General features: G+C 37.9%; 23 protein-coding genes. 10 read left to right on the forward strand and 13 right to left on the reverse strand.

What is annotated here, in order from left to right; genetic code table 11:
• Nucleotides 1-32 precede the first annotated feature (32 nt).
• Nucleotides 33-245, forward strand: a complete 213-nt coding sequence (locus GO593_RS15235; protein ID WP_000030993.1) for a hypothetical protein — start codon at nucleotides 33-35, stop codon at nucleotides 243-245.
• Nucleotides 246-290: 45 nt separating this feature from the next.
• Here GO593_RS15235 and bioB read toward each other — a convergent pair whose 3' ends face one another.
• Nucleotides 291-1,280, reverse strand: a complete 990-nt coding sequence (gene bioB / locus GO593_RS15240; RefSeq protein WP_000175362.1) for a biotin synthase BioB — start codon at nucleotides 1,278-1,280, stop codon at nucleotides 291-293.
• Between the two features lie 99 nt (nucleotides 1,281-1,379).
• A complete protein-coding gene (queG, locus tag GO593_RS15245) occupies nucleotides 1,380-2,468 on the reverse strand; it encodes a tRNA epoxyqueuosine(34) reductase QueG (RefSeq protein WP_000204457.1) in 1,089 nt (362 codons plus the stop codon).
• 28 nt (nucleotides 2,469-2,496) lie between these two features.
• Between queG and GO593_RS15250 the strand changes: the two genes are divergently transcribed.
• Nucleotides 2,497-3,957: a bifunctional ADP-dependent NAD(P)H-hydrate dehydratase/NAD(P)H-hydrate epimerase gene (locus GO593_RS15250; protein WP_001149476.1), complete on the forward strand. Its 1,461-nt coding sequence runs from the start codon at nucleotides 2,497-2,499 to the stop codon at nucleotides 3,955-3,957.
• A gap of 4 nt (nucleotides 3,958-3,961) precedes the next feature.
• On the opposite strand, the gene ruvC is transcribed toward GO593_RS15250, so the two are convergent.
• Nucleotides 3,962-4,507, reverse strand: a complete 546-nt coding sequence (ruvC, locus tag GO593_RS15255) for a crossover junction endodeoxyribonuclease RuvC (RefSeq protein WP_001128330.1) — start codon at nucleotides 4,505-4,507, stop codon at nucleotides 3,962-3,964.
• A gap of 229 nt (nucleotides 4,508-4,736) precedes the next feature.
• Here ruvC and GO593_RS15260 point away from each other — a divergent pair, with 229 nt between their 5' ends.
• Nucleotides 4,737-5,330: a helix-turn-helix domain-containing protein gene (locus GO593_RS15260; protein ID WP_000340962.1), complete on the forward strand. Its 594-nt coding sequence runs from the start codon at nucleotides 4,737-4,739 to the stop codon at nucleotides 5,328-5,330.
• Nucleotides 5,327-5,872, forward strand: coding sequence for a GNAT family N-acetyltransferase (locus GO593_RS15265; RefSeq protein ID WP_001109739.1), 546 nt, complete (start codon nucleotides 5,327-5,329; stop codon nucleotides 5,870-5,872). The genes GO593_RS15260 and GO593_RS15265 overlap by 4 nt, the downstream gene beginning before the upstream one ends.
• Nucleotides 5,873-5,941: 69 nt before the next feature.
• Here the strand turns inward: GO593_RS15265 and GO593_RS15270 are convergent, their stop codons facing one another.
• Nucleotides 5,942-6,766: an OXA-51 family carbapenem-hydrolyzing class D beta-lactamase OXA-98 gene (locus GO593_RS15270; protein ID WP_001021777.1), complete on the reverse strand. Its 825-nt coding sequence runs from the start codon at nucleotides 6,764-6,766 to the stop codon at nucleotides 5,942-5,944.
• A gap of 398 nt (nucleotides 6,767-7,164) precedes the next feature.
• Between GO593_RS15270 and GO593_RS15275 the strand changes: the two genes are divergently transcribed.
• Entirely contained in the window at nucleotides 7,165-7,725 is a 561-nt protein-coding gene (locus GO593_RS15275) for an FxsA family protein (protein ID WP_001050729.1), read from the forward strand.
• A gap of 63 nt (nucleotides 7,726-7,788) precedes the next feature.
• On the opposite strand, the gene GO593_RS15280 is transcribed toward GO593_RS15275, so the two are convergent.
• Nucleotides 7,789-7,974 (reverse strand): hypothetical protein, encoded by a 186-nt coding sequence (locus tag GO593_RS15280; RefSeq protein WP_000192619.1) that lies wholly within the window; start codon nucleotides 7,972-7,974, stop codon nucleotides 7,789-7,791.
• A gap of 258 nt (nucleotides 7,975-8,232) precedes the next feature.
• On the opposite strand from GO593_RS15280, the gene GO593_RS19180 reads away from it, so the two are divergent.
• A complete protein-coding gene (locus GO593_RS19180; protein WP_000966850.1) occupies nucleotides 8,233-8,481 on the forward strand; it encodes a hypothetical protein in 249 nt (82 codons plus the stop codon).
• Between the two features lie 123 nt (nucleotides 8,482-8,604).
• Here the strand turns inward: GO593_RS19180 and metK are convergent, their stop codons facing one another.
• Entirely contained in the window at nucleotides 8,605-9,771 is a 1,167-nt protein-coding gene (gene metK / locus GO593_RS15290; RefSeq protein WP_001209544.1) for a methionine adenosyltransferase, read from the reverse strand.
• Between the two features lie 524 nt (nucleotides 9,772-10,295).
• On the opposite strand from metK, the gene tkt reads away from it, so the two are divergent.
• Entirely contained in the window at nucleotides 10,296-12,284 is a 1,989-nt protein-coding gene (gene tkt / locus GO593_RS15295; RefSeq protein ID WP_000211068.1) for a transketolase, read from the forward strand.
• A gap of 54 nt (nucleotides 12,285-12,338) precedes the next feature.
• Here the strand turns inward: tkt and GO593_RS15300 are convergent, their stop codons facing one another.
• A complete protein-coding gene (locus tag GO593_RS15300; protein ID WP_000248285.1) occupies nucleotides 12,339-12,746 on the reverse strand; it encodes an OsmC family protein in 408 nt (135 codons plus the stop codon).
• A 214-nt stretch (nucleotides 12,747-12,960) separates the two neighbouring features.
• Between GO593_RS15300 and GO593_RS15305 the strand changes: the two genes are divergently transcribed.
• Nucleotides 12,961-13,551, forward strand: coding sequence for a YceI family protein (locus tag GO593_RS15305; RefSeq protein ID WP_000550331.1), 591 nt, complete (start codon nucleotides 12,961-12,963; stop codon nucleotides 13,549-13,551).
• Between the two features lie 45 nt (nucleotides 13,552-13,596).
• Here GO593_RS15305 and GO593_RS15310 read toward each other — a convergent pair whose 3' ends face one another.
• Nucleotides 13,597-14,187: a lecithin retinol acyltransferase family protein gene (locus GO593_RS15310; RefSeq protein ID WP_001187976.1), complete on the reverse strand. Its 591-nt coding sequence runs from the start codon at nucleotides 14,185-14,187 to the stop codon at nucleotides 13,597-13,599.
• A gap of 185 nt (nucleotides 14,188-14,372) precedes the next feature.
• On the opposite strand from GO593_RS15310, the gene GO593_RS15315 reads away from it, so the two are divergent.
• Nucleotides 14,373-15,119, forward strand: a complete 747-nt coding sequence (locus GO593_RS15315) for a phosphodiester glycosidase family protein (protein ID WP_000699313.1) — start codon at nucleotides 14,373-14,375, stop codon at nucleotides 15,117-15,119.
• A gap of 35 nt (nucleotides 15,120-15,154) precedes the next feature.
• On the opposite strand, the gene GO593_RS15320 is transcribed toward GO593_RS15315, so the two are convergent.
• From GO593_RS15320 to putA, 4 genes are all read right to left on the reverse strand, one after another.
• Nucleotides 15,155-15,385 carry a hypothetical protein gene (locus GO593_RS15320; protein ID WP_000011679.1) on the reverse strand — a complete coding sequence of 77 codons (231 nt, stop codon included), beginning with the start codon at nucleotides 15,383-15,385 and terminating at the stop codon, nucleotides 15,155-15,157.
• Between the two features lie 248 nt (nucleotides 15,386-15,633).
• Complete coding sequence (trmA, locus tag GO593_RS15325; RefSeq protein ID WP_000204686.1) at nucleotides 15,634-16,719, reverse strand: tRNA (uridine(54)-C5)-methyltransferase TrmA; 1,086 nt, start codon at nucleotides 16,717-16,719, stop codon at nucleotides 15,634-15,636.
• 103 nt (nucleotides 16,720-16,822) lie between these two features.
• Nucleotides 16,823-17,296 carry a GrpB family protein gene (locus tag GO593_RS15330; protein ID WP_000575823.1) on the reverse strand — a complete coding sequence of 158 codons (474 nt, stop codon included), beginning with the start codon at nucleotides 17,294-17,296 and terminating at the stop codon, nucleotides 16,823-16,825.
• Nucleotides 17,297-17,401: 105 nt separating this feature from the next.
• Nucleotides 17,402-21,154, reverse strand: a complete 3,753-nt coding sequence (gene putA / locus GO593_RS15335; protein WP_001094965.1) for a trifunctional transcriptional regulator/proline dehydrogenase/L-glutamate gamma-semialdehyde dehydrogenase — start codon at nucleotides 21,152-21,154, stop codon at nucleotides 17,402-17,404.
• A 124-nt stretch (nucleotides 21,155-21,278) separates the two neighbouring features.
• Here putA and GO593_RS15340 point away from each other — a divergent pair, with 124 nt between their 5' ends.
• The gene (locus tag GO593_RS15340) at nucleotides 21,279-21,767 is read left to right on the forward strand and encodes an Lrp/AsnC ligand binding domain-containing protein (protein ID WP_001014233.1); all 489 of its coding nucleotides are present in this window, start codon (nucleotides 21,279-21,281) and stop codon (nucleotides 21,765-21,767) included.
• A gap of 33 nt (nucleotides 21,768-21,800) precedes the next feature.
• Here GO593_RS15340 and putP read toward each other — a convergent pair whose 3' ends face one another.
• On the reverse strand, nucleotides 21,801-23,291 hold the full coding sequence (gene putP / locus GO593_RS15345) for a sodium/proline symporter PutP (protein ID WP_000119795.1): 1,491 nt from the start codon (nucleotides 23,289-23,291) through the stop codon (nucleotides 21,801-21,803).
• Nucleotides 23,292-23,599: the final 308 nt, after the last annotated feature.

Raw genomic sequence — 23,599 nt, forward strand, 5'->3', positions numbered from 1 at the left:
AAATTCATAAAATTTATTTTTAAGAGTTATTTATGAGTAAAGACTTTAAAGCCTTAACTTATATTGCGGATGATAATATAGCAGATACAGTGACTTGGCTCTTACACCATCAAGATGTTTTTGAAACTTTTCACTTTGATGTATTGAGCCAAGAGTTATCGGTTACACATGCGGCAGGTAGGGATATTATTCGAGTTGGAACCTTTCTGAATGCTACTTATGGAATATTAGTCACTTCTGTATAAATGAAAAAAGCCCTGAATGATCAGGGCTTTTCAATTTTGATGAGGTTAAGCACTCATCGCATCTACTGATAAATCAGAAACAGTTGGTTTTGGCTTTTCAGCTGTTAACCCTAATTTATTAAATAACGCTTGGTCTTTACCTTCACCTGTATTTGGCGTCGTAAGTAATTTATCACCAGAGAACAGAGAATTTGCACCCGCCATAAATGCTAAAGCTTGATCTGAGTCACTTAAAGATTCACGACCAGCAGATAAACGAATATAACTATGCGGCATAATGATACGTGCTACCGCAATAGTACGAATCCATTCAATAACATCTAGTTTTTCAACATCAGCTAATGGTGTACCTTCAATTGGAACAAGCATGTTGATTGGCACAGATTCTGGATGAATAGGCAAGGTTGCTAACTCATGTAACAAACCAATGCGATCTTCACGGCTTTCACCTAAACCAACAATACCGCCACTACATACTTTCATACCAGCTTGACGTACATAATCTAAAGTATTCAAACGATCATCAAAAGTACGTGTGCTGATGATGTGGGAATAATACTCGCGAGAAGTATCAAGGTTATGGTTGTAATAGTCTAAACCAGCATCTTTTAGGCGTTCTGCTTGTGATTGATTAAGCATACCTAAAGTCATACAGGTTTCCATACCTAATGCTTTAACTTCACGTACCATTTCTAAAACATAAGGCATATCGCGCTCATGAGGGTTACGCCAAGCAGCACCCATACAAAAACGAGATGAACCTGAATCTTTTGCAGCTTTTGCTTCGCTAATTACTTTTTCAACAGCAATACGTTTTTCTGCTTCTAATTTTGAATCGTAATGTGCAGATTGAGAGCAATATTTGCAATCTTCAGGACATTTACCCGTTTTAATAGATAAAAGGGTGCTGACCTGAATTGTATTGGCAGTGAAGTGCTCACGGTGTACTTGTTGAGCCTTAAAAACTAAATCCAAAAAAGGTTGTTCATATAGAGCTTGGATTTCTTCACGAGTCCAATCATTACGTAGAGTCATTGTCATATCCATGATGATGGCATTAATTCACTGTACATAATCATACAGAATTCGTATTAAAGCTATAGGGCAAAAAACATCATTTTTTTAATTTGATAGCTAAAGTTGATTAAGTTGCTGTTCAATTGCCCAATCAATATGCACATTGACGATTTCGTCATGTAAACTTTTGCCTTTGTTTAGCTGATCTACAATTTCTTTTGAGTACGGTGCGTTGCCTAAACCGATAGCAATATTACGTTTGAAGGATTGATAACCTGTACGTCGTATTGGGCTGCCTTCTGTATTGGCTAAAAAAGTAGCTTCGTCCCACTGCCAAATATCAAGCAGACTAATATTATCTAAACCATGTCTAGGATTGAAATCGGGAATAGACGCTGTTTTAGCAAAACTATTCCACGGGCAAATTAATTGGCAGTCATCACAACCAAATATCCGGTTACCAATGCCTGCACGTAATTCTTCTGCAATGATTCCTTTATATTCGATGGTGAGATAAGCAATACAGCGTCTAGCATCTAACATATAAGGTTCGACAATCGCTTGTGTCGGGCAAATATCAATACACGCACTACAAGAACCGCAGTGAGAAGTAGCAGGTTCATCAAAAGGTAAGTCGAGTGATGTAAATAGTTCACCTAAGACAAAGAATGAACCCGACTTTTTATGAATGAGTAAAGTATGTTTACCTGTCCAGCCCATCCCAGCACTTTCAGCTAATGATTTCTCAAAAATAGGTGCCGAGTCTGCAAAAGGGCGAGATTCAAAATCTCCCACTTTTTCACGGATACGTGTGGCTAACGTTTTTAATCTGCCACGCATCACCTTATGGTAATCACGACCACGAGCATAACGGGCAATAATCGCAGAGTTTGGTTCAAAAGGTACATATCGCGGTTTTGGCGATTCCACCAAATAATTCATACGTACGCAAATAATACTTTTTGTTCCTGGCACCAATAAAGTTGGATCTGCTCGCTTTTCCAGATTTTCTTCTAAATAGGTCATATCTGCATGATAACCACGTTCAAGGTAATCTAAAAAACGTGGCATTTGCTCTTGAGCATCTGGTTTGGCAATGACACAATCAGCAAAACCCAAGTCTAATGCTTGAGCTTTGATCCATGCTTTTAATTCATGTGGATCAATTTGTTGCACTGCAATGCGTGATGTGTTGGAAGATGTCATAAACCGAAAAATGCAAGAGGATAAGAATATGCAGGCGGTAGTTTACCATAGCCAAGATATCCAGGCATGGGAGCAACGTTGGTTTGCTGCGCAAAACTCCTCATTAGGCCTAATGCAACAAGCAGCTTGGTCAATCACTCAACAACTCATTGTACTTTTTCAAAAACAAAATTTTAAGAATATTGCTGTTTGGTGCGGACAGGGTAATAACGCTGGTGATGGCTATTTTATAGCAAGCTATCTCAAACAAGCTGGGTTTCAGGTTGAAATATTTGCGGCTGAGTTGGGCGAGTCAGCTGATTTACACCACGCTGTCCATTTTGCGAAAGAAAATCATGTTCAAATACACCAAGGTTTTGAGATCAACGGGACATTTGATTGTCATATTGATGCATTGTTTGGGATTGGTTTAAACCGTGAATTAAACGGTTATTGGCAACACGCGATTCAACAATTTAATGGGCAAGCAGGGCTAAAAATTTCGATTGATATACCAAGTGGTTTACATGCAAATACTGGCTCTACTTTACCTTGCGCAATACGGGCTGATCATACATTTACTGTTTTAGGGCTTAAAGCAGGATTGTTTACAGGCCAAGGTAAAGAATATGCAGGACAAATTCATTTAATTAATTTAATACCAATAGACCAAGAGCTGAAACCTCTTGCTTACTTGACGCCAACACATATCAAACTTCCTAAACGTTTGGCTTTTGGACATAAAGGAAGTTATGGGCATGTTTTGGTGATAGGTGGACATGAGCAAATGGGCGGGGCCGTCATTATGGCTGCTGAAGCTGCTTTTCATGCAGGGGCAGGCAAGGTTACGGTAGTTTGTCATCGCAACCATCATCAGGCTATTTTGTCGCGAGCTCCTAATATTATGCTGCGTGATATTAATGATTTCGATGAAAACGGTATTAAAGAAATTTTATCTCAGGTTGATGCAGTATGTTTTGGAATGGGGTTAGGTCGTGATGACTGGGCACACCAAATCTATCAACAGTGGTTTAATTATTTAAATCAGACTTCACATTTAGAAGTTGTATTAGATGCAGATGCCCTATGGTTTCTCGCAAAGCAGCCTGAAAAATTGAGTTTACATATTTATGCAACACCTCATCCGGGGGAGGCCGCTACATTACTTGGTTGTTCTACTTGGCAAATTGAAAATGACAGAATTACTGCGATTTATGCGTTGCAGCAAAAATATGCAGGCCAGTGGGTGCTTAAAGGAGCAGGCAGCTTAATTTTAGAAGATAACTTGTATATTTGTAAGCAAGGTAATGCAGGTATGGGAACTGGTGGAATGGGAGATGTCTTAGCAGGAATGATTGCAAGCTTGAAAGCCCAGTTCCATAAAGCAGTTACCCTACATGAGATCGTAACCCTCCATGCTCAGGCAGGTGACCAACTTGCCAAACAAGGCATGCGCGGTTTACAAGCTTATGAGATGAACCAAGCAATTACTCAAGTAGTAAACCAGTAAAGCTTTAGCGTCTACGGCTACTAGAGCGACTTCGTCCACGAGCCATACCACCTAAGGCATTCAAAACAGTTAGTTTGCTCATACTTCCTGAAGCGTGGGCATGACAAATTGCAGCAGCAAGAGCATCGGCTGCATCGGCTTGAGGTTTAATGGTCAGGTTAAGTAAACGCATTACCATCATTTGGACTTGTTCTTTATCGGCAGCACCATATCCCACTACAGATTGTTTAATCTGGCGTGCAGTATATTCTGCAACTTGTAAATCTAAATTCACTAAAGCGGCTATAGCAGCTCCACGGGCTTGACCAAGTTTTAAGGCAGAGTCGGGGTTCTGTGCCATAAAGACTTGCTCAACCGCAGCTTCAGTAGGACCATGAAATTTCACAATTCGCTCAACACCAGCAAAAATACGCTTCAAGCGCTCTGGCATCTCTTGAGTTTCCGTTCGGATTGTACCGGCATCAACAAAACGTAGTTTACTACCATCTTTTTCAATGATTCCGTAACCTGTTAAGCGTGAACCTGGATCAATTCCAATAATCAATGGCATGTGAAGACTTACTTAAATAGTTTAGAGGGTATTGTTACATAGCCAAATCGGTTCTGCATGAGTAATTTAAAGAATGCTGCTATGAATGGTTATTTTTCGGTTTTTAAGCCTAAAGATTTATATTGTCCACCCAATTTTCCATATATTCATAATGAAGAGTTTGAAATCATTTGATGTAATTCTATTTTAATGGAATACTTATCTATAATGATGGAATTGAGCTTCTTTAATGGATGATATCAATATAAGGATTGCACATCGAATACGAGAGCTGCGTTTAGCACGTGGATATACTTTAGATGTGTTAGCTGCCCGTTGCCAAGTTAGCCGTTCAGCTATTTCTTTAATTGAAAGAGGAGAAACGAGCCCTACGGCAGTTGTTCTTGAAAAACTAGCGAATGGTCTTGAAGTACCTTTAACTCAAATTTTTACGAATGAAGCGGGGAATTCATCATCTCAACCGCTTATTCGTCGGAATGAACAAGCTGAGTGGCGAGATCCGGAAACTGGCTATATACGCCGTACAGTTTCACCTCCGAACTTAAAATTACCCTTTCAGATTGTTGAAATTGAATTTCCGCCTCATTCTCGAATTACTTATGAAACTAATGAAAGCTCTAGAGTGGTACAGCAGCAGCTTTGGGTCGTTGAAGGGAAAATTGAAATTCAATTAGGTGAAACTTCTTATGCATTAGGTCAAGGGGATTGCTTGGCAATGCAATTAGATCAACCTGTCATATACAGTAATCATTCAGCTCAAGTTGCTCGTTATATTTTAGTCGTTTCTAATCAACTCGTGCCCGCTTTTAAGGAATCTTTATGAACTATTCCCTCGATTCTAATTTCCGTTTAATTGATTGTAATGAAGCAGAGCATGCGGCAGCAATATTAGAAATTCTAAATGATGCGATTGTTAACTCTACCGCATTGTATGACTATGTTCCCCGTTCACTTGATTCAATGAAAACATGGTTTTCGGTAAAAAGAGAAAATGGTTTCCCTGTCATTGGGGTAGTAGATGAGTCAGGTAAGTTATTAGGATTTGCCAGTTGGGGAACATTTAGAGCTTTTCCAGCTTATAAATATACGGTTGAGCATAGTATCTATATTCATCATGAACATCGTGGCTGTGGTCTAAGTAAAGTTTTAATGCAAGCGTTAATTCAACGCGCTCAACAGGCTCAACTTCATGTGCTCATTGGTTGTATTGATGCGACAAATCAAGCCAGTATAGGCCTTCATGAGAAAATGGGCTTTACCCACGCTGGTACTTTTAAACAAGTGGGCTTTAAATTTGGGCAATGGCTTGACGCTGCTTTTTACCAACTAATTTTGAATACTCCATTTGAACCAATGGATGGATAGATTATCAGTTTTTAAAATAGCAATGGCCCAGATCAAAATGGTAAAAGTGAACTGGGCTATAAACTAACTCTATAAAATACCTAATTGTTCTAAGCTTTTATAAGTAATCTCTTTTCGAACAGAGCTAGGTATTCCTTTTTTCATTTCTAAGTTAAGGGAGAACGCTACAATATTCCCTTGAGGCTGAACAACCCATCCAGTTAACCAGCCTACTTGTGGGTTTACATCCCATCCCCAACCACTTTTTGCGTATATTTTATTTCCATTCTTTTCTTCTATGAATAGCATGGATTGCACTTCATCTTGGACTTTTTGGCTAAATGGAAGCGTTTTATTAGCTAGCTTGTAAGCAAATTGTGCCTCTTGCTGAGGAGTAATTTTTAAAGGACCCACCAGCCAAAAATTATCGACTTGGGTACCGATATCTGCATTGCCATAACCAACACGCTTCACTTCATTAGACATGAGTTCAAGTCCAATACGACGAGCTAAATCTTGATAAACCGGAATAGCGGAAGCTTTCATAGCATCGCCTAGGGTCATGTTCTTTTCCCATTCTGGGAATAGCCTTTTTTGCCCGTCCCACTTAAATACTTCTGTAGTGGTTGCCTTATGGTGCTCAAGGCCGATCAAAGCATTAAGCATTTTGAAGGTCGAAGCAGGTACATACTCGGTCGAAGCACGAGCAAGATCATTACCATAGCTTTGTTGAGTTTGGCCTTGTTGGATAACTAAAACACCCGTAGTGTGTGCTTCGTTAAATAAATTTTTAATTTTCTCTGCTTTTTCATCAGATTTTGAAGCACTGTGATTTGGATTAGCAGACACTATATAAGGTGAGCAGGCTGAAATAAAAATAGCGCTTGTTATAAGTAAGAGTGCTTTAATGTTCATAAGACTTATAAGATTGAATTTGAAGTTTAGCTAATTAATGTAACTTGAGTAGATCAATTATTAGATATCAAAAATGTAAGTTAAATTTTATAGAAAAGCTGCTAATAGATAAAAGCATCGGCCAATTCATGAAAAAATTGCAATCTTGTAGAAAAAACACTTGATAAAGTTGATATAGCACTCATTAATAATAGAGTATGACTGTTTTATTAAGTTAGAATCAGTCTTATTTATAGTATTGCAGAACCTTAGTTTAGCTATGATTTTAGGTTACAACAAAAACATTGTCTAAGCTTCGCAACTAAATTTAATCCATGATTTCAAATGAAAAATGGATAAGTTTAGTTAAGTAGTAACAACTGCAATGAATTTTCTTTTTGAGATAGATAAAGTTTTACATGAATTTACTTCTTATTGTGGTTCTGGGCGCGATTGTTGAAATTGCCGTATGGATTGGCGTAGCACAGTTCATCAGTGGATGGTATGTGTTTTTCTGGTTCATTATTGCTTTCTTTATTGGTCTAACGCTTATTCGTAATAGTACGGCTGGTATTATGCCGCAACTACAACAAATGCAGATGACTGGACAATTGGGTAATGATCCGACTGTGACTAAAAAATTAGCTTATGCTTTTGCTGGTTTTTTATTAATGTTGCCAGGTTTGGTATCGGATGTATTAGCGCTCTTAATTCTTATTCCGGGCGTGCAAACTGCGTTTCGTAATATTGCAATGAGAACACTCGCAAAACGTCAGCAAGCCATGATGAACAAAATGATGGGCGGCATGGGTGGTGCAGGTGCTGGTCAAAACCCATTTGCAGATTTAATGCGTCAAATGCAGGATATGCAGAATCAACAAGGTGGTGGTAGCCAATATCATGATTCTAGTATTATTGATGGCGAAGCGAGAGAAGTTACTCCAGACCACAAGAAAATTGAGCATAAAAATAAAGATTAATTAATCTATTATACAAAAAGGGTCTAAATCTAAAAGATTTAGGCCCTTTTTAATTTATAACAATTAATCATCTGAAGTTTCAGAAATATCTGCTTTTGCTTGAATCATCTCGTTTTGATTATCTTGGAGCTTAGTTTGAGGTTGATACTTGTTTGAAGGCAGAGCTACTTGCTTGTTTTCAGATTGTTGATATTTTCGGCTTCTATTGGCTCTTTCACGAAAGCCACCTTTATTAATGAGCTGTGTCATAAATTCGCCTAGAAAATAAAATATATTCCTATTTTAACAAATTCAACAAAATATCAAAATAAGAAAAATAGTGCTAAAAAAATAATATTTAGTCTATCTCTTTGTATAAATTAAATATTTGAAGTTTGAACGGATTGTTCATTCAGATTGAATTATCTTTTCATTTCACATAGGATAAATATAAAGGATGTATAAATTTAAAAATGTAGCAAACCTATTAAAACAACAACGGTTGAAGTGAGGGAAGGAGGGTTACCTATGCTATATCAATATCATTGTGCTTGTTGCGACAAAGTTGTGGCATCAACTGATAAATCATGTCCATATTGCGGTTCACACCATATTCGTAGTCCATATGGCCTATGGATGTTTTGTGTGATGGCTTGTCTAGCAGTTGTTGTCGTATTCAAAGTTGTTCATCTTTATATCCAGAATCATCAAGATACACCTGTGCAATCGACTCTGTTAGATGTATTAAATGAAGGTGATAAGAGCACAAAACAATAATATTGCTTAATACTCACTACATGCCTTTAAATAATGTATGTTGAAGGGGCTGTTGTTTAATTTTAATCAAATACAAAAATAATAAAAAAGCCCGCTGAAGAGCGGGCTTTTAATATAATCAGCTTAAAGGCCTGCGGCATCTTTAAGTGCTTCAACTTTATCAGTTTTTTCCCATGTAAATGCAGTATCTGAACCTTCACGACCAAAGTGGCCGTAAGCAGCTGTTTGTTTATACATAGGTTGAATTAGGTTAAGCATGCGAGTAATACCAAACGGACGTAAATCGAAATGTTCACGTACTAACTGGATAATTAACTCATCAGAAACTTTTGCAGTACCAAAAGTATTGATTGAAATAGAAGTTGGCTCTGCAACACCAATTGCATAACTCACCTGAATTTCACATTTGTCCGCAAGACCAGCAGCAACAATATTTTTAGCTACATAACGACCAGCATACGCAGCTGAACGGTCTACTTTAGATGGATCTTTACCAGAGAATGCACCACCGCCGTGACGAGCCATACCGCCATAAGTATCAACGATGATTTTACGGCCAGTTAAACCACAGTCACCCACAGGTCCACCGATAACAAACATACCAGTCGGGTTAATGTGGAATTTAGTTGCTGCATGGAACATTTCAGCAGGAATGATCGGTTTAATGATTTCTTCAATTACAGCTTCTTTAAGCTGAGTTTGAGTAATTTCAGGATCATGCTGTGTAGAAAGTACTACTGCGTCTAAACGTACAGGTTTGCCATTTTCATAAGCAAAAGTTACCTGACTTTTTGCATCTGGACGTAACCATGGTAATGCGCCTGAACGACGAAGTTCAGCTTGGCGTTCCATTAAACGGTGAGCATAAGAAATAGGGGCTGGCATAAGCACGTCGGTTTCACGGCTTGCATAACCAAACATTAAACCTTGGTCTCCAGCACCTTGGTCTTCAGGTTTTTGGCGGTCTACACCTTGTGCAATCTCTGGTGATTGTTTACCAATCATGTTGATTACAGCACAAGTTGAACCATCAAAGCCTAAATCTGAATGGTGATAGCCGATACCGTTAACAGTTTGGCGAACAACAGCTTCTACATCAATATTCGCAGTTGTTGTGATTTCACCTGCAAGTACAACAGCGCCTGTTTTTACCAGTGTTTCACAAGCAACACGTGCGTATGGGTCTTCTTTTAAGATTGCATCCAAAATAGCGTCGCTAATTTGGTCGGCCATTTTATCGGGATGACCTTCGCTTACAGATTCCGAGGTAAAAACAGCGTACTCGCGCATGAAAGTCCTATCTTGGTTATTTCAAAAAGACATAATATGTTACATCGACTTGAGCTTGAGGACCAGTTCATACTGACTAAAAAGCATGAATTTCTTTCATTTCTACTATGTTTTAATTGATATGTGTATCAGGAAAATTGATATAGATAGATGAAAATTAATCATTTTTATATTAGAGTTTTAATAAAATGTTTAAATTTTAAACATTTGATTTTGTTAAATATTAATCAAGAAGATTTAGACTATGAAGTGAAAAGCTATAAATAAAGAAAATAAATACAACTCTATATGTTGATTAAGAGGAAGAAGCTTACAATCGTTGAGCATGGAAATAAGTATAAATACTATTGTTTTACACAGCTTAAGAATCTAAATGTTTTTTGAGTAACCAAGAAATAGTTAAAAATAAAGAAATATACAGTGTTGGGGTTTACCCCTAGGCGTTTTTTTAAGACAATATAGCGGCATTGAATGGTTATTCATCTTCTTCTTTTCATCAATCTATTAAAATTGGATTCTGATCTATGACGACCCCTTTAAACGAACGTCGTATTGCAAACGCAATTCGTGTATTGGCAATGGATGCTGTGCAACAGGCAAACTCAGGGCATCCGGGTGCTCCAATGGGGATGGCAGATATTGCTGATGTCGTCTGGCGCGAGTTTTTAAATCACAACCCAAATAATCCACAATGGGCAAACCGTGACCGTTTTGTTTTATCAAATGGCCATGGTTCAATGTTGCAATATGCTTTGCTTCATTTAACAGGTTATGATCTTTCAATTGAAGATTTAAAACAATTCCGTCAATTGCACTCAAAAACTCCTGGTCATCCTGAATATGGTTACGCTCCAGGAATTGAAACAACGACAGGTCCTTTGGGTCAAGGTATTGCGAACGCTGTTGGTTTTGCATTAGCAGAAAAAACTTTAGCTGCTCAGTTCAATAAAGATGACTTAAAAGTAGTTGATCACTTCACCTATTGTTTCTTAGGTGATGGCTGTTTAATGGAAGGTATTTCTCATGAAGTATGTTCTTTAGCAGGTACTTTACAGCTTGGTAAATTGATTGCTTATTATGATGATAACGGCATTTCGATTGATGGTGAAGTAGAAGGCTGGTTCAGTGATGACACTGAAGAGCGTTTCAAGTCTTATGGTTGGCAAGTTCTTCGTGTAGATGGCCACGATGCTGATGCGATTCGTCAAGCAACAGTTGAAGCTAAAGCAGAAACTCAAAAACCAACGATTATTATTTGTAAAACAATTATTGGCTTAGGTTCTCCAAACAAGCAAGGTAAAGAAGACTGTCACGGTGCACCACTGGGTAAAGATGAAATTACCTTAACTCGTGAAGCTTTAGGTTGGACTGAAGAAGCATTTGTTATTCCTGCTGATGTATATGCTGCATGGGATGCTAAAGCAAAAGGTAATGAAGCTGAAGCAGCTTGGAATGAAGTATTTGCTCAATACCAAGCAAAATATCCAACGGAAGCGGCTGAGTTACTTCGTCGTATTAGCGGTGACTTACCAGCAGAATTTTCAGCTCAAGCAGATGCATTTATTCGTGAAACAAATGCTAAAGCTGAGACTGTAGCAACTCGTAAAGCGAGCCAAAACACATTACAAGCATTTGGTCCTTTATTACCTGAATTATTAGGTGGTTCTGCGGACTTGGCAGGTTCTAACTTAACACTTTGGAAAGGTTGCCAAGGCGTTCAAGAAAACCCGGCTGGTAACTACGTATATTATGGTGTACGTGAGTTCGGTATGACTGCAATCGCTAACGGTGTTGCATTGCATGGCGGCTTCATTCCTTACGTTGCAACGTTCTTAATGTTTATGGAATATGCACGTAATGCGGTACGTATGTCTGCATTAATGAAACAGCGCGTGATTCATGTGTACACACATGACTCAATCGGTTTAGGTGAAGATGGTCCAACACACCAACCAATTGAACAAATTGCTTCTTTACGTGGCACACCAAACTTAAATACTTGGCGTCCTGCTGATACTGTAGAAACAGCAATTGCGTGGAAATCTGCTTTAGAGCGTAAAGATGGCCCTACAGCACTTATTTTCTCTCGTCAAAACTTACCATTCCAAACGCGTACTGAAGAGCAAATCCAAAATGCGGCAAAAGGTGGTTATGTTCTTGCTCAAGAGAAAGGTGAGTTGAAAGCAATTATTATTGCTACTGGTTCAGAAGTTTCTTTGGCAATGGAAGCTTATGCTCAACTTGAAGGTGTTCGTGTTGTTTCTATGCCATGTGCAGAAGAGTTCATGAAACAAGATGCTGCATATCGTGAAGCAGTATTACCAGCTCATATTCGTGCACGTGTTGCTGTAGAAGCTGCTCACGTTGACTACTGGTGGAAGTTTGTTGGTCTGGATGGCAAAGTAATCGGTATGACAACTTATGGTGAGTCAGCACCAGCAAAAGACTTGTTCCAATTCTTCGGTATTACAACTGAGGCTGTAGTTGCTGCGGTGAAAGAGTTAACTGCTTAATCTTTTGAGCAGAATAAAAAGCGTCCCGATTGGGGCGCTTTTTTTATGGGCTATTTAAATGTTAAGTTCAGTTTGGATCGTAATATTAGAAGTTAAAAGCTTATGAATAGGGCAGTTTCCAGCAACTTTTAATAATCTTTTATGCTGATCCTCAGTAAATTCACCTTTTAGAGTAATTTTACGCTCAATATTATTTTGACCTGCTTCTGGATCACCATTTGGATTTAATGCTAAATCAACTTGTACATGCTCAATTTTGATGCCTTTGTGATTTGCATACATCTCTAGTGTAATTGTAGTGCAAGCTCCTAAAGCCGATAATAAAAGCTGAACCGGATTTGGAGCTGTATCTTGTCCACCTTTATCGGTGGGTTCATCTGCAAACCATTGATGACCCGAAGGATCGGTAAGTGTTACTCGATAAGGAGTTGAAGTACTTTGTGCTTGGGCAGTGTTAACCATGTTTTACCTTGTTATTTATCAATAAAATCGTAGTAAAAATTAATAAATCTGAAAGCTTCGAATAGAAGAATACCTATACTTTATAATATGGTTTTTGAATAACAACTGTAACGCTTTTATTGTTGCATGGATGAAACATATCGTTTTATAAAGAATAGTGAATTAAATTACTTGATGTATACACTAACGACTATATCAATAAAGGATACGAAAAATGCATCTTAAAACATTAAGCTTCGGTTTAGCAGTAGCATTGGCAAGTACAGTTACATTAGCTGCACCAGTGGACTATAAAATTGATCCAACACACACAGCTACTGTTTTCTCGTGGAATCACTTCGGCTTTTCAACTCCAAGTGCTAACTTCTCAGACATCCAAGGTGTAATTAAAGTTGATAATGCTAAACCAGCAAACTCATCTGTAAATGTGACCATTCCTTTAAGCAGTGTGAATACAAACGTACCTGCTTTAGATAAAGAGTTCCAAGAAGAAGCTTGGTTTAATGCGGCTAAATACCCAAACATTACTTTCAAAAGTACGAAAGTAGAAACGAAAGACAAAAAGCATTTCAAAATTACTGGTGATTTGACTGTTAAAGGTATTACTAAGCCAGTTGTACTTGATGCTGTCTTAAATAAGCAAGGCGAGCACCCAATGGCAAAAGTTCCAGCGATTGGTTTTAACGCGACAACTTCGTTCAACCGCTCTGACTTTGGTTTAGGTAACTATGTGCCGAATGTAGGTGATAAGATCACTGTAAACATTACAACTGAAGCAACTGCGGCTAGTGCAGCTAAAAAATAAGTTGTAAGTTTTCTAAAAAAGTCCTCAACTTGAGGACTTTTTTAATTAGATAGTTTCTTTTTTATCTGGTTCTATAAAGACTAAAGGTGAGGTTGGGTCTATATTTCTTTTTTCGGCTTTTTCTCTTAGAAATTGATAAGTCGGAATATTCATTTTTGCCTGATCACGTAATTTCTTTTTTATATAAAGAACAAGAGCAAAGCAGGTGGTTGCTACGGTTAGCATCATGCCATTCATATAGCTCATGATTGAGCTCACGTAACCAATGGTGGTTAAACGATGCATCATTCGCTCAACTTGAGTACTACTTTCTATACCAGTAATCGCCCAACTGCATAAATGCTCACAATTATTAATAATCAAATGATAATGGTTTTCATGCATACGTGAACGCATACGTCGTACAACAACTTTTCCTCTGTAGCGTGGTGCATCATAAGAACGTACATGAATTTTTTTGCCATGAGAAAAGGCATCTAGGGAAGTGATTTCAATGGGCCGTTTTTTGATGAAATGTGCGAGGCCTGAATAATGAATAACTCGACCTCTCCCAGCATAGATACCATGATGGCTATAGCCGAGATGTTTTACAATAAGATGAGCCCCTAAAGGGTAGCGTTTATTTGTTTGTTGCATATTCACGCTGATCCAATAAAGTTTAATCACTTTTATACAAAGCTGTGACTATTATAACGAATATAGTTGTGTTCTAGTGTATTGATTAGGTGGAATAAGCGACTTTCGGGTATATATCACTTCAAACATTTTTATTTAATAAAGTGTCTTTATGAAAATAAAATGACATCTAAGGTTTGGCATTAATGAAAATACTAGTACTGTGTATCGTGAACTTCATAATCTTTACACAATCCGCTTTAGCACTAGAGTATCGGCAGATTAGAAATACTACTGATGATCAGTTTGAAGTAATTGAAATTTCTAATTTAGAACAATTACGCTTATTTCTGAAAAATCCGCAAACTGATCAATATTATAAAAGTTTCGACAATATTCAATATCAACTTAAAGCATGTGAACAGCTTACTTTTGCGATGAATGGAGGCATGTTCCATTCCGGTTTTTCTCCAGTAGGACTATATATTGAAAACGGACGAGAGAGCCAACCTTTAAATGAAGATAAAGGCTGGGGAAACTTCTTTTTGCAGCCTAATGGAGTTCTAGCATGGAATGACAAACAAGCTGTTATATTGACAACTGAACAATACAAAGCAAAAGTTTTTCAACCCGATTATGCTACGCAGTCCGGCCCTATGTTAGTGATTAATGGCAAAATAAGTCCCTTATTCTTGGCAAATAGCGATTCAAAGAAAATACGTAATGGGGTAGGTATAAAAAATAATAAATTGTATTTTGTGATATCTAAAAATAGAGTGAATTTCTATAGTTTTGCTCAGTTCTTCCAAAAAAATCTTGAAGTCGAGCAAGCTCTATACCTTGACGGTTCTATCTCTAGTTTATATTTGCATAAGAATAATCGAAATGACAAAAAATTTAATATGGGGCCTATTATTGGATGGGTGGATCAGGCAGATTGTAGACCCAAGTAAAATATAAAAAAGCCAGTACAAGACTGGCTTCTTAATTAATGAATAGATGGTTTTTGAGTGAGTTCATTTAACTCTTTTCGGCTATAACCACGGGAAATAAGAACTTTCTTGATTCCCTTAATGACATCTTCATCAGTCGCTTGCGCAAGCGCACTTAGAAGTTGTTCATTAGTTTTACATGAGCAGTCATTTTCAACACAAGCAGTTTGGTTTTTATGCTCGTTATGCTGTTGATCTGCCAAGAACAGCTTTTGCCAAAAACTCATAGAGCCTTCATATACAACCTAACATAGCTCGAAATATAGCCAATATAAATTAAAATACAAGACTCTATATGTGATAAATCCACCAGTTGAACTAGAGAATTTTCGATAGTAATGGTCGAGTTAAACGAAATTATGACGAATAGATGACTTGATATTTTTTTTAAATTTAAATACTTAATTAAAACACCTTGAAAAATAAGGAGATATTTAATCTCCTTATAAAATAGGGTTACATTGAAAAATTTTGTTTAAATCTTCTCAAGTAAGACACCAGACTCTACATGATGCGTATAAGGGAACTGATCAAATAAAGCAAACTTAGTAACGCGATGAGTTTGAGTGAGCGTTTTTAAATTTTCATATAAAGTGTCGGGGTTGCATGAAATGTAGATAATACGTTCAAAGCTCTGCAATAGTTTTAAAGTTTCATCGTCAATTCCTGCGCGTGGAGGATCAACGAATACTGTATCGAAGTCGTAGCTTTGAATATCAATATCTGCTTCTTGTAGACGGCGGAATTCACGTTCACCTTGATAGGCTTGAGTGAACTCTTCAGCCGAGAGGCGAGCTACTTGAATATTATCAATTTGGTTCTGTTCGATATTCCACTGCGCCGCATAAACTGATGATTTTGCAAGTTCAGTTGCAAGCACTCTTTCAAATTTTAAAGAGAGTGGAAGTGTGAAATTACCATTACCACAATAAAGTTCTAACAGGTGTTTTTTTGATCCTTCAGCTGCATCACATGCCCATTGCAGCATTTTTTTGCAAACTTGTGCATTAGGCTGCGTAAAGCTACTTTCGATTTGTTTGTATTTAAATGAACGGTTTAAAAGTTCAAATTCTTCTACCACAAAGTCATCACCAATAACAATTTTCTGGCCTCGGCTACGACCCATAATTTTAATATTTAATTTTTCAGCAAGTGCTTTAGCTTCTTGTTCCCATTCCTGATTAAGCTTGCGGTGATAAATCAAGGTAACTAACATTTCTCCGCTTAGAGTTGCGAGAAAGTCAACTTCAAATAAACGCTGAGAAAGTAAAGAGTTGGCTTTAAGTTCTGCTAAAAGAAGTGGCATTAAGTCATTAATGCTTTTATCTGCAATAGGAAACTCATCTATGCGTACAACGGTTTTTTGCTTGCCATCGTCATTACGTTCAAACATGGCATAAAACATATCATTTTCTGTATGCCAGATACGAAATTCAGCACGCATACGGAAATGTTGTTCAGGCGATTCAAACACTTCTAATGTAGGCGGTGTAAATTCAGAAAATTGAGTAGTAATGCGATCAATTTTAGCTTGAAGTTGTTGACGATAAGAAGAAGTCATAGACAAAGAAAATTTAGACAGAATCAAATGGTGAATGGTACCAAAAAATTGAGCTTAAAGGAGCCAATTTTAGTTAGTTATTCATAAAGAAAAAATACTTACACTAGGAGTGACTTAAAACGCGTTCAATAAAATTAGATTTTACTGCTCTATATTGGTCATGATCTAAGTAGGTGGACTGTAACTTTAATTGATTATATTCATTAACTAATGTTGGAGAAGCTATAAGCTTATCTCTAAAGGTTAAGAAAAATGTGAATATTGAACCGGTTACTACAACTTGAAAGGCAACATTATCGTTGTTGAGTGACTCGAGCATGCAAAGCTCATTTGTTCTTAATGTATTTTGCTTTTCTATAAAATTAAGCGTTTTTAACTGTTCTATTGCAAACTCAAATTGATCGGGTAGAACCTCAATATAAATGTCTAAATCACCTTTTGAGAATGCATTAGGTATTGCAGATGAACCTATATGCTCAATTTGGGCAGATGGTAGCAGAGCGGAAATTTGTTTTCGGTATAAGTTAAAAAGCTGAGTGTATCTTTTTTGGTATTGTTCTGGTTCAAAAAAAATCATTATTAAAAACTCAAATTGATAAAATTTATATATTTAAGAATAGATTATTTTATTAAACAAAAAAGCCCAAATATCGTAATTTGGGCTTTTTAGAAAATTACTTAATTATTCAGACATTGTCATTAAGCTTGCATTACCGCCAGCCGCAGCTGTATTTACGCTAATTGCACGTTCAATTACCAAACGTTCAAGTGGAATCGACTCATTTGGTTCAACATGAGTAATACCAACAATTGCGCCAGAACGGCTAGCAATTTCTTGCTGTAATGAGAAGATCTCTTCACGGTTGCCGTGATGTAAAACTGCATCAAAATCATCTGTAGTGATGTTTTTAATGGTAGTAATCGCATCAAGTACATCTTTTGGCAACGTTTGTTTATGTTTTGCCAATAATGGACTATTTGGCATTACAGCAGCTTGGCTGCCAACTGCAAAGATTGCAAGTAACTGATGCAATTGATCTTGTTCTGTATCAGCAATTGAAAGAACACGATGACGCGGCAAAATAATATATTGGTTACTTTCCCCAGTAGGGCCTTGTAACTCATAAAACTTACCAACACCAAAAGGTTCAATTTCACGGTTTGCTTGTGGTAAATGTTGTTTCGCCCAGTTTTGTAAGCTTTGATAAACCTCACGGTTAAAGCCTTCAAAAATGGTTTGCTCATTTTTTACCGCAAATGGAGTTGCTAATACTTTGTTAGAACAATGCTGCATTAAGCGATACATATAAAGAGGGCCACCCGCTTTAGGGCCTGTACCAGATAAACCTTCACCACCGAATGGTTGTACGCCAACAACAGCACCAACAATATTACGGTTGATATAAAGGTTACCCACTTCAGCATGTTGAATTACGGTTTGGATGGTTTCATCAATACGGGTATGCAGACCCATGGTTAAACCATAACCTTTCGCATTAATTCTTGAGATGAGTTGCTCAAGTTCACCATACTTATAGGTAATGATGTGTAAAACCGGACCAAAAACTTCACGTTGTAAGTCATCAAGATTGGGAAGTTCAATTGCTGTTGGCACAACAAAAGTTCCTTTATCTAATTCTGTTTGGCTTGTTGCACCAAACATCAGTTGATGTACCGGATAACCCTTCGATTTCATTTTCTGGATGTGCTGGTCAATCGTCTGTTTTGCTTCATTATCAATAACAGGACCAATGTCAGTTTTTAAAATTGCAGGGTTACCTACGATCAACTGTTGCATTGCACCTTTAAGCATTTTAATAACGGTTGCAGCGCTGTCTTCTTGTACACATAAAATACGTAAAGCAGAGCAGCGTTGACCTGCGCTATCAAAAGCAGAACTTACAACATCTAATACAACTTGTTCAGTTAAAGCAGATGAGTCAACAATCATTGCATTTTGACCGCCAGTCTCTGCAATGAGCGGAATAGATTGACCATTTTCAGATAAACGTTTTGCAACGGTCTTCTGTAAAATTTTTGCAACTTCAGTCGAGCCAGTAAACATGATGCCATCGATACGGCTATCTTGGCTGAGCTGGGCACCTACTGTTTCACCGCGGCCAGGAAGTAGCTGTACAGCACCATGTGGAATACCAGCTTCCCATAAAATCTGAACTGCTTGGGCTGCGATCAATGGAGTTTGTTCAGCTGGTTTAGCAATAACACAGTTACCACTGACTAATGCCGCAGCAATTTGACCTGAGAAAATTGCAAGAGGGAAGTTCCATGGGCTAATACAAAGTACAGTACCTAAAGGCTGAATAACTGTATTTGCAGGAAGATTTTCAACTTGAGTTGCATAGTAACGTAGGAAATCTACAGCCTCACGAACTTCTGCAATCGCATTGGCATAAGTTTTACCACTTTCACGGCAAAGTAATACCATCAACTCTTGAATACGGCTTTCCATGAGGTCAGCTGCGCGTTTTAAGTATTGAGCGCGTTGATCCTTAGGCGTATTTGACCATTCTGATTGGGTTTGTTCAGCTGCAGTAAGAGCGATTTCGACATGCTTAAGATCAGCTTCTTGTACATAACCAACAATTTCATCATTTTGTGCTGGGTTTGTAATTGCAACAGAATGACCTTGTTCTAAAGAATCAGTATTAGCCAACAACGGATGGCTTTGCCAAATACGATTACGTAATTCTTGAGCTGTGCTATCTAAAGCTGCAAGTGGGGTGTCATTTGCTAAGTCATAACCTTTAGAGTTTTTACGAAGCGTTCCGTACATATCTAAAGGTAGTGGAATTGATGGATGTTTTAAACCAACTGAACCTTCAAGCTTAGCTGCATTACGAATATCATAAATTGGAGACTGGATAAGATCTTCAACTTTAAGTGTTTTATCGGCAATACGGTTAACAAATGAAGTATTCGCGCCATTTTCAAGTAAACGACGGACTAAATAAGCTAACAATGTTTCGTGGTTACCAACCGGAGCATAAATACGGCATGGCACGCCTAATTTATTTTGCTCACGTGGACCAACAACTTGTTCATAAAGCGGCTCGCCCATACCATGTAAGCATTGGAACTCATATTGACCAGCGTAATATTTGCTTGGGTCTGCTAAATGATAGATCGTTGCTAAAGTTTGAGCATTATGCGTCGCAAATTGCGGATAAATAAATTCTGGTGCTGCAAGTAATTTTTTAGCACAAGCGATATAAGACAAGTCAGTATGAACTTTACGTGTAAAGACAGGGTAGTCATCCATACCTTCGATTTGTGCTTTCTTAATTTCGCTATCCCAATATGCGCCTTTTACAAGACGGATCATCAGACGCTTTTGGCTACGCTTAGCAAGGTCAATAATATAATCAACCACAAAGAAGCAACGTTTTTGATAAGCTTGAATTACGAAACCAATGCCTTTCCAGTTAGCAAGTTCTGGCTCAAAACAAAGACGCTCAAGTAACTCAAGAGAAATTTCTAAACGCTCTGATTCTTCTGCATCGATATTTAAACCAATATTGTACTGTTTAGCTAAACGAGCGAGTTCAAATACTTTGCCGTAGAGTTCTTTGTGAACACGTTCAATTTGCGCACGTTGGTAACGTGGATGTAAAGCTGAAAGCTTAATTGAGATACCAGGGCCATCATATACGCCTTTACCATTAGACGCTTTACCAATTGCATGAATGGCTTGTGTGTAATCATTAAAGTAACGTTCAGCATCATGGTCGGTTAAGGCAGCTTCACCTAACATGTCATAAGAATAGCGGAAACCTTTATCCTCAAGTACTTTTGCATGGTCGACAGCTTCTTCGATGGTTTCACCAGTCACAAACTGTTCACCCATCATACGCATTGCAACGTCAACTGCTTTACGAATAATGCCACGGCCACTACGTGCTAAAAGTCCAGTAAGTACACTTGAAAGACTGGTTTGCTTTGGTGTTTCCATAAGCTTACCAGTTAACATGAGACCCCATGCAGCAGCATTCACAAACATTAAGCTGCTTTGGCCAACATGTTCTTTCCAGTTACCTTGATTGATTTTATCGCGAATGAGCAAATCACGTGTTGCTGTGTCTGGAATACGAAGCAAAGCTTCAGCAAGACACATGAGCGCCACGCCTTCTTGTGAAGAAAGAGAAAATTCTTGTAATAACCCTTGAACAATACCTGCTTTACCTGAAGAAGTCTTACGTTCACGTAAATTATGGGCAAGGTTAAATGCAAGGTCATAAATTTTATGATCTAAATCATCAGATACCGCAGCAGCTTGTAATAGCTCTTCTACAGCTTCAGGTTCGGCACGTCGCCAAGCTGTATTAATGCGTTGTTCAAACTCACTTTTATCGTTGAATTCGGTGATATAGCCTTGGTGAGATTTATCCATTTGATGAAAAGTATCCATTGTGTTCATATCTATTTCCGCCAACCAGCTCTCGTAAACTCATCTTGAGTAGAGAGGTTTAGATAATTTATCATTACAGAAGAAACACCGAATAACTCACTATATTTTGCCCATTTTTTAGAGGAAAATTCAGATGAATGGCCCATTATTAAGCCTTGATCGTACTGATTTAAAAATTTTGGATATTCTTCAAACAGATGGGCGTATTTCCAACAGCAAATTAGCTGAACTCGTCAATTTGTCTCCAACAGCAGTTATGGCACGAGTGCAGAAGCTCACCAAAGATGAATTCATCTTAGGTTATGAAGCTAAATTAAATCCGGTTAAGTTAAATGCAAATTTTTTGGTTTTTGTCGAAGTCTTACTTGATAAAACCACACCCAATGTTTTAGATGAGTTTATTGATGCAGTCGTGCACTATCCAGAAATCGTTGAATGCCATATGGTCAGTGGGGGATTTGATTTTTTAATTAAATTACGCAGTGGAAGTATGGAGGAGTTTCGACGTATCGCAGGGCAAGTGCTATGGCAATTACCCGGTGTAAAAGAGACTCGTAGTTATCCCGTGATGCAAGTTGTGAAAGATAGTTCAAAAATTAAAATCAAAACTAAAAATAAATAAAGGAGCCGAAGCCCCTTTATTTATTTCAATGAGTTATGTACTTTCTTTATAGAGTTTATCTGCTTGCTCAAAGCGACCAGTCACATCAGAGTTTGGCGCTTTGCTGATCAAGCTTACTACGATGATACTGATAAATGCACAGATAAAGCCTGGAATAATTTCGTAAACCCCAGTGCTTGCGAAAAGGTTTTTCCAACCGATTACAACAACAGCACCTACGATCATACCTGCTAAAGCGCCTTCTAAAGTCATACGTTTCCAGAACAATGACAAGATGATTAATGGTCCAAATGCAGCACCAAAACCAGCCCAAGCATAAGCAACAAGGCCAAGAACTTTACTGTCAGGGTTACCCGCAAGCACAATTGCTAGAACGGCAATTGCAAGAACCATGATACGCCCAACCCATACAAGCTCTTTTTGAGATGCATTTTTACGAATGAAGCCTTTGTACAAATCTTCAGTTAGTGCACTTGAACATACCAAAAGCTGACAGCTTAATGTACTCATAACCGCAGCTAAAATAGCAGCTAGAATGATACCGACAATCCACGGATTGAATAAAATTTTAGTCAATTCCATAAATACAGTTTCAGGGTTTTTGCTTACTACACCTGCAAGTTCAGGGTGTTGCTGGAAGTAAGCAATACCAAAGAAACCGGCACCGACGGCACCCACTAAACATAAAATCATCCAGGTCATGCCAATACGGCGAGCAGCAGGAATTGATTTTACAGAGTCAGCAGCCATGAAACGTACAAGGATATGCGGTTGGCCAAAATAGCCTAAGCCCCAAGCCATGGAAGATAAAACGGCCACCACACTTAAATCAGAAATGATGTTAAATGCATGTGGACGAGCAGTTTCAATAAGCGTCACAAACTGAGTTGTGTCACCAATTGCAAGGTAAGTCACGATTGGGGTGAGCAAGAGGGCAAAAATCATTAAGCCCGCTTGGAAAGTATCAGTCCAGCTAATTGCTAAGAAACCACCAATACAAACATAACTGATTGTTGCAATAGCACTTAACCAGATTGCGGTGGTATATGACATACCGAATAAATTTTCAAATAAACGGGCACCAGCTACCATGCCTGAAGCACAGTAAATAGCGAAGAAAACCAAGATAATAACAGCAGAGAAAATACGAAGTATCTTTTTCTGGTCATCAAATCGACTTGTAAAATAGTCTGGCAGAGTGAGTGCATTATTTTGGATTTCAGTATGAACGCGTAATCGACCAGCAACCAGTAACCAGTTAAGCCAAGCACCGATAATTAGACCAATTGCAATCCACGCTTCAGATAAACCAGAAAGATAAATCGCTCCTGGTAAGCCCATGAGTAACCAACCACTCATGTCCGATGCGCCTGCGGATAATGCAGTAACGAAACTGCCTAAACTACGACCACCAAGAATATAATCAGAGAAGTCGCTTGTAGCACGGTAGGCAAATAAGCCGATAAGTACCATTGCTACGATGTACACCATAAACATGATGAGGGTGGGATCAAAATAACTCATAATGGATGTGTGTCCTTATATCCATAATCCGTGATTGTAACCTAATCCAGGTCGCTGTTTTCTTGTACGGCATTTCAAGAGGTTGAGATTCAACCATAAAAGAATTTTTTGCTCTGTTATCTTTGTGATGTATTTTATGTATCTTTGTGTAAACAAGTGTAACTTTGATTACATGTTATATTTAGTTTAATAAAATCAATTAATTATCAATTTAAAAATAATATCAAAACTTATTAAAAAACTAATAATATAAAAAACTAAGAGCTAAATTCAGTTTTTTAGTTACAAAAATAGTAATGACAGGGTGC

The organism is Acinetobacter baumannii (assembly GCF_009759685.1).
Taxonomy (GTDB): Bacteria; Pseudomonadota; Gammaproteobacteria; order Pseudomonadales; family Moraxellaceae; genus Acinetobacter; species Acinetobacter baumannii.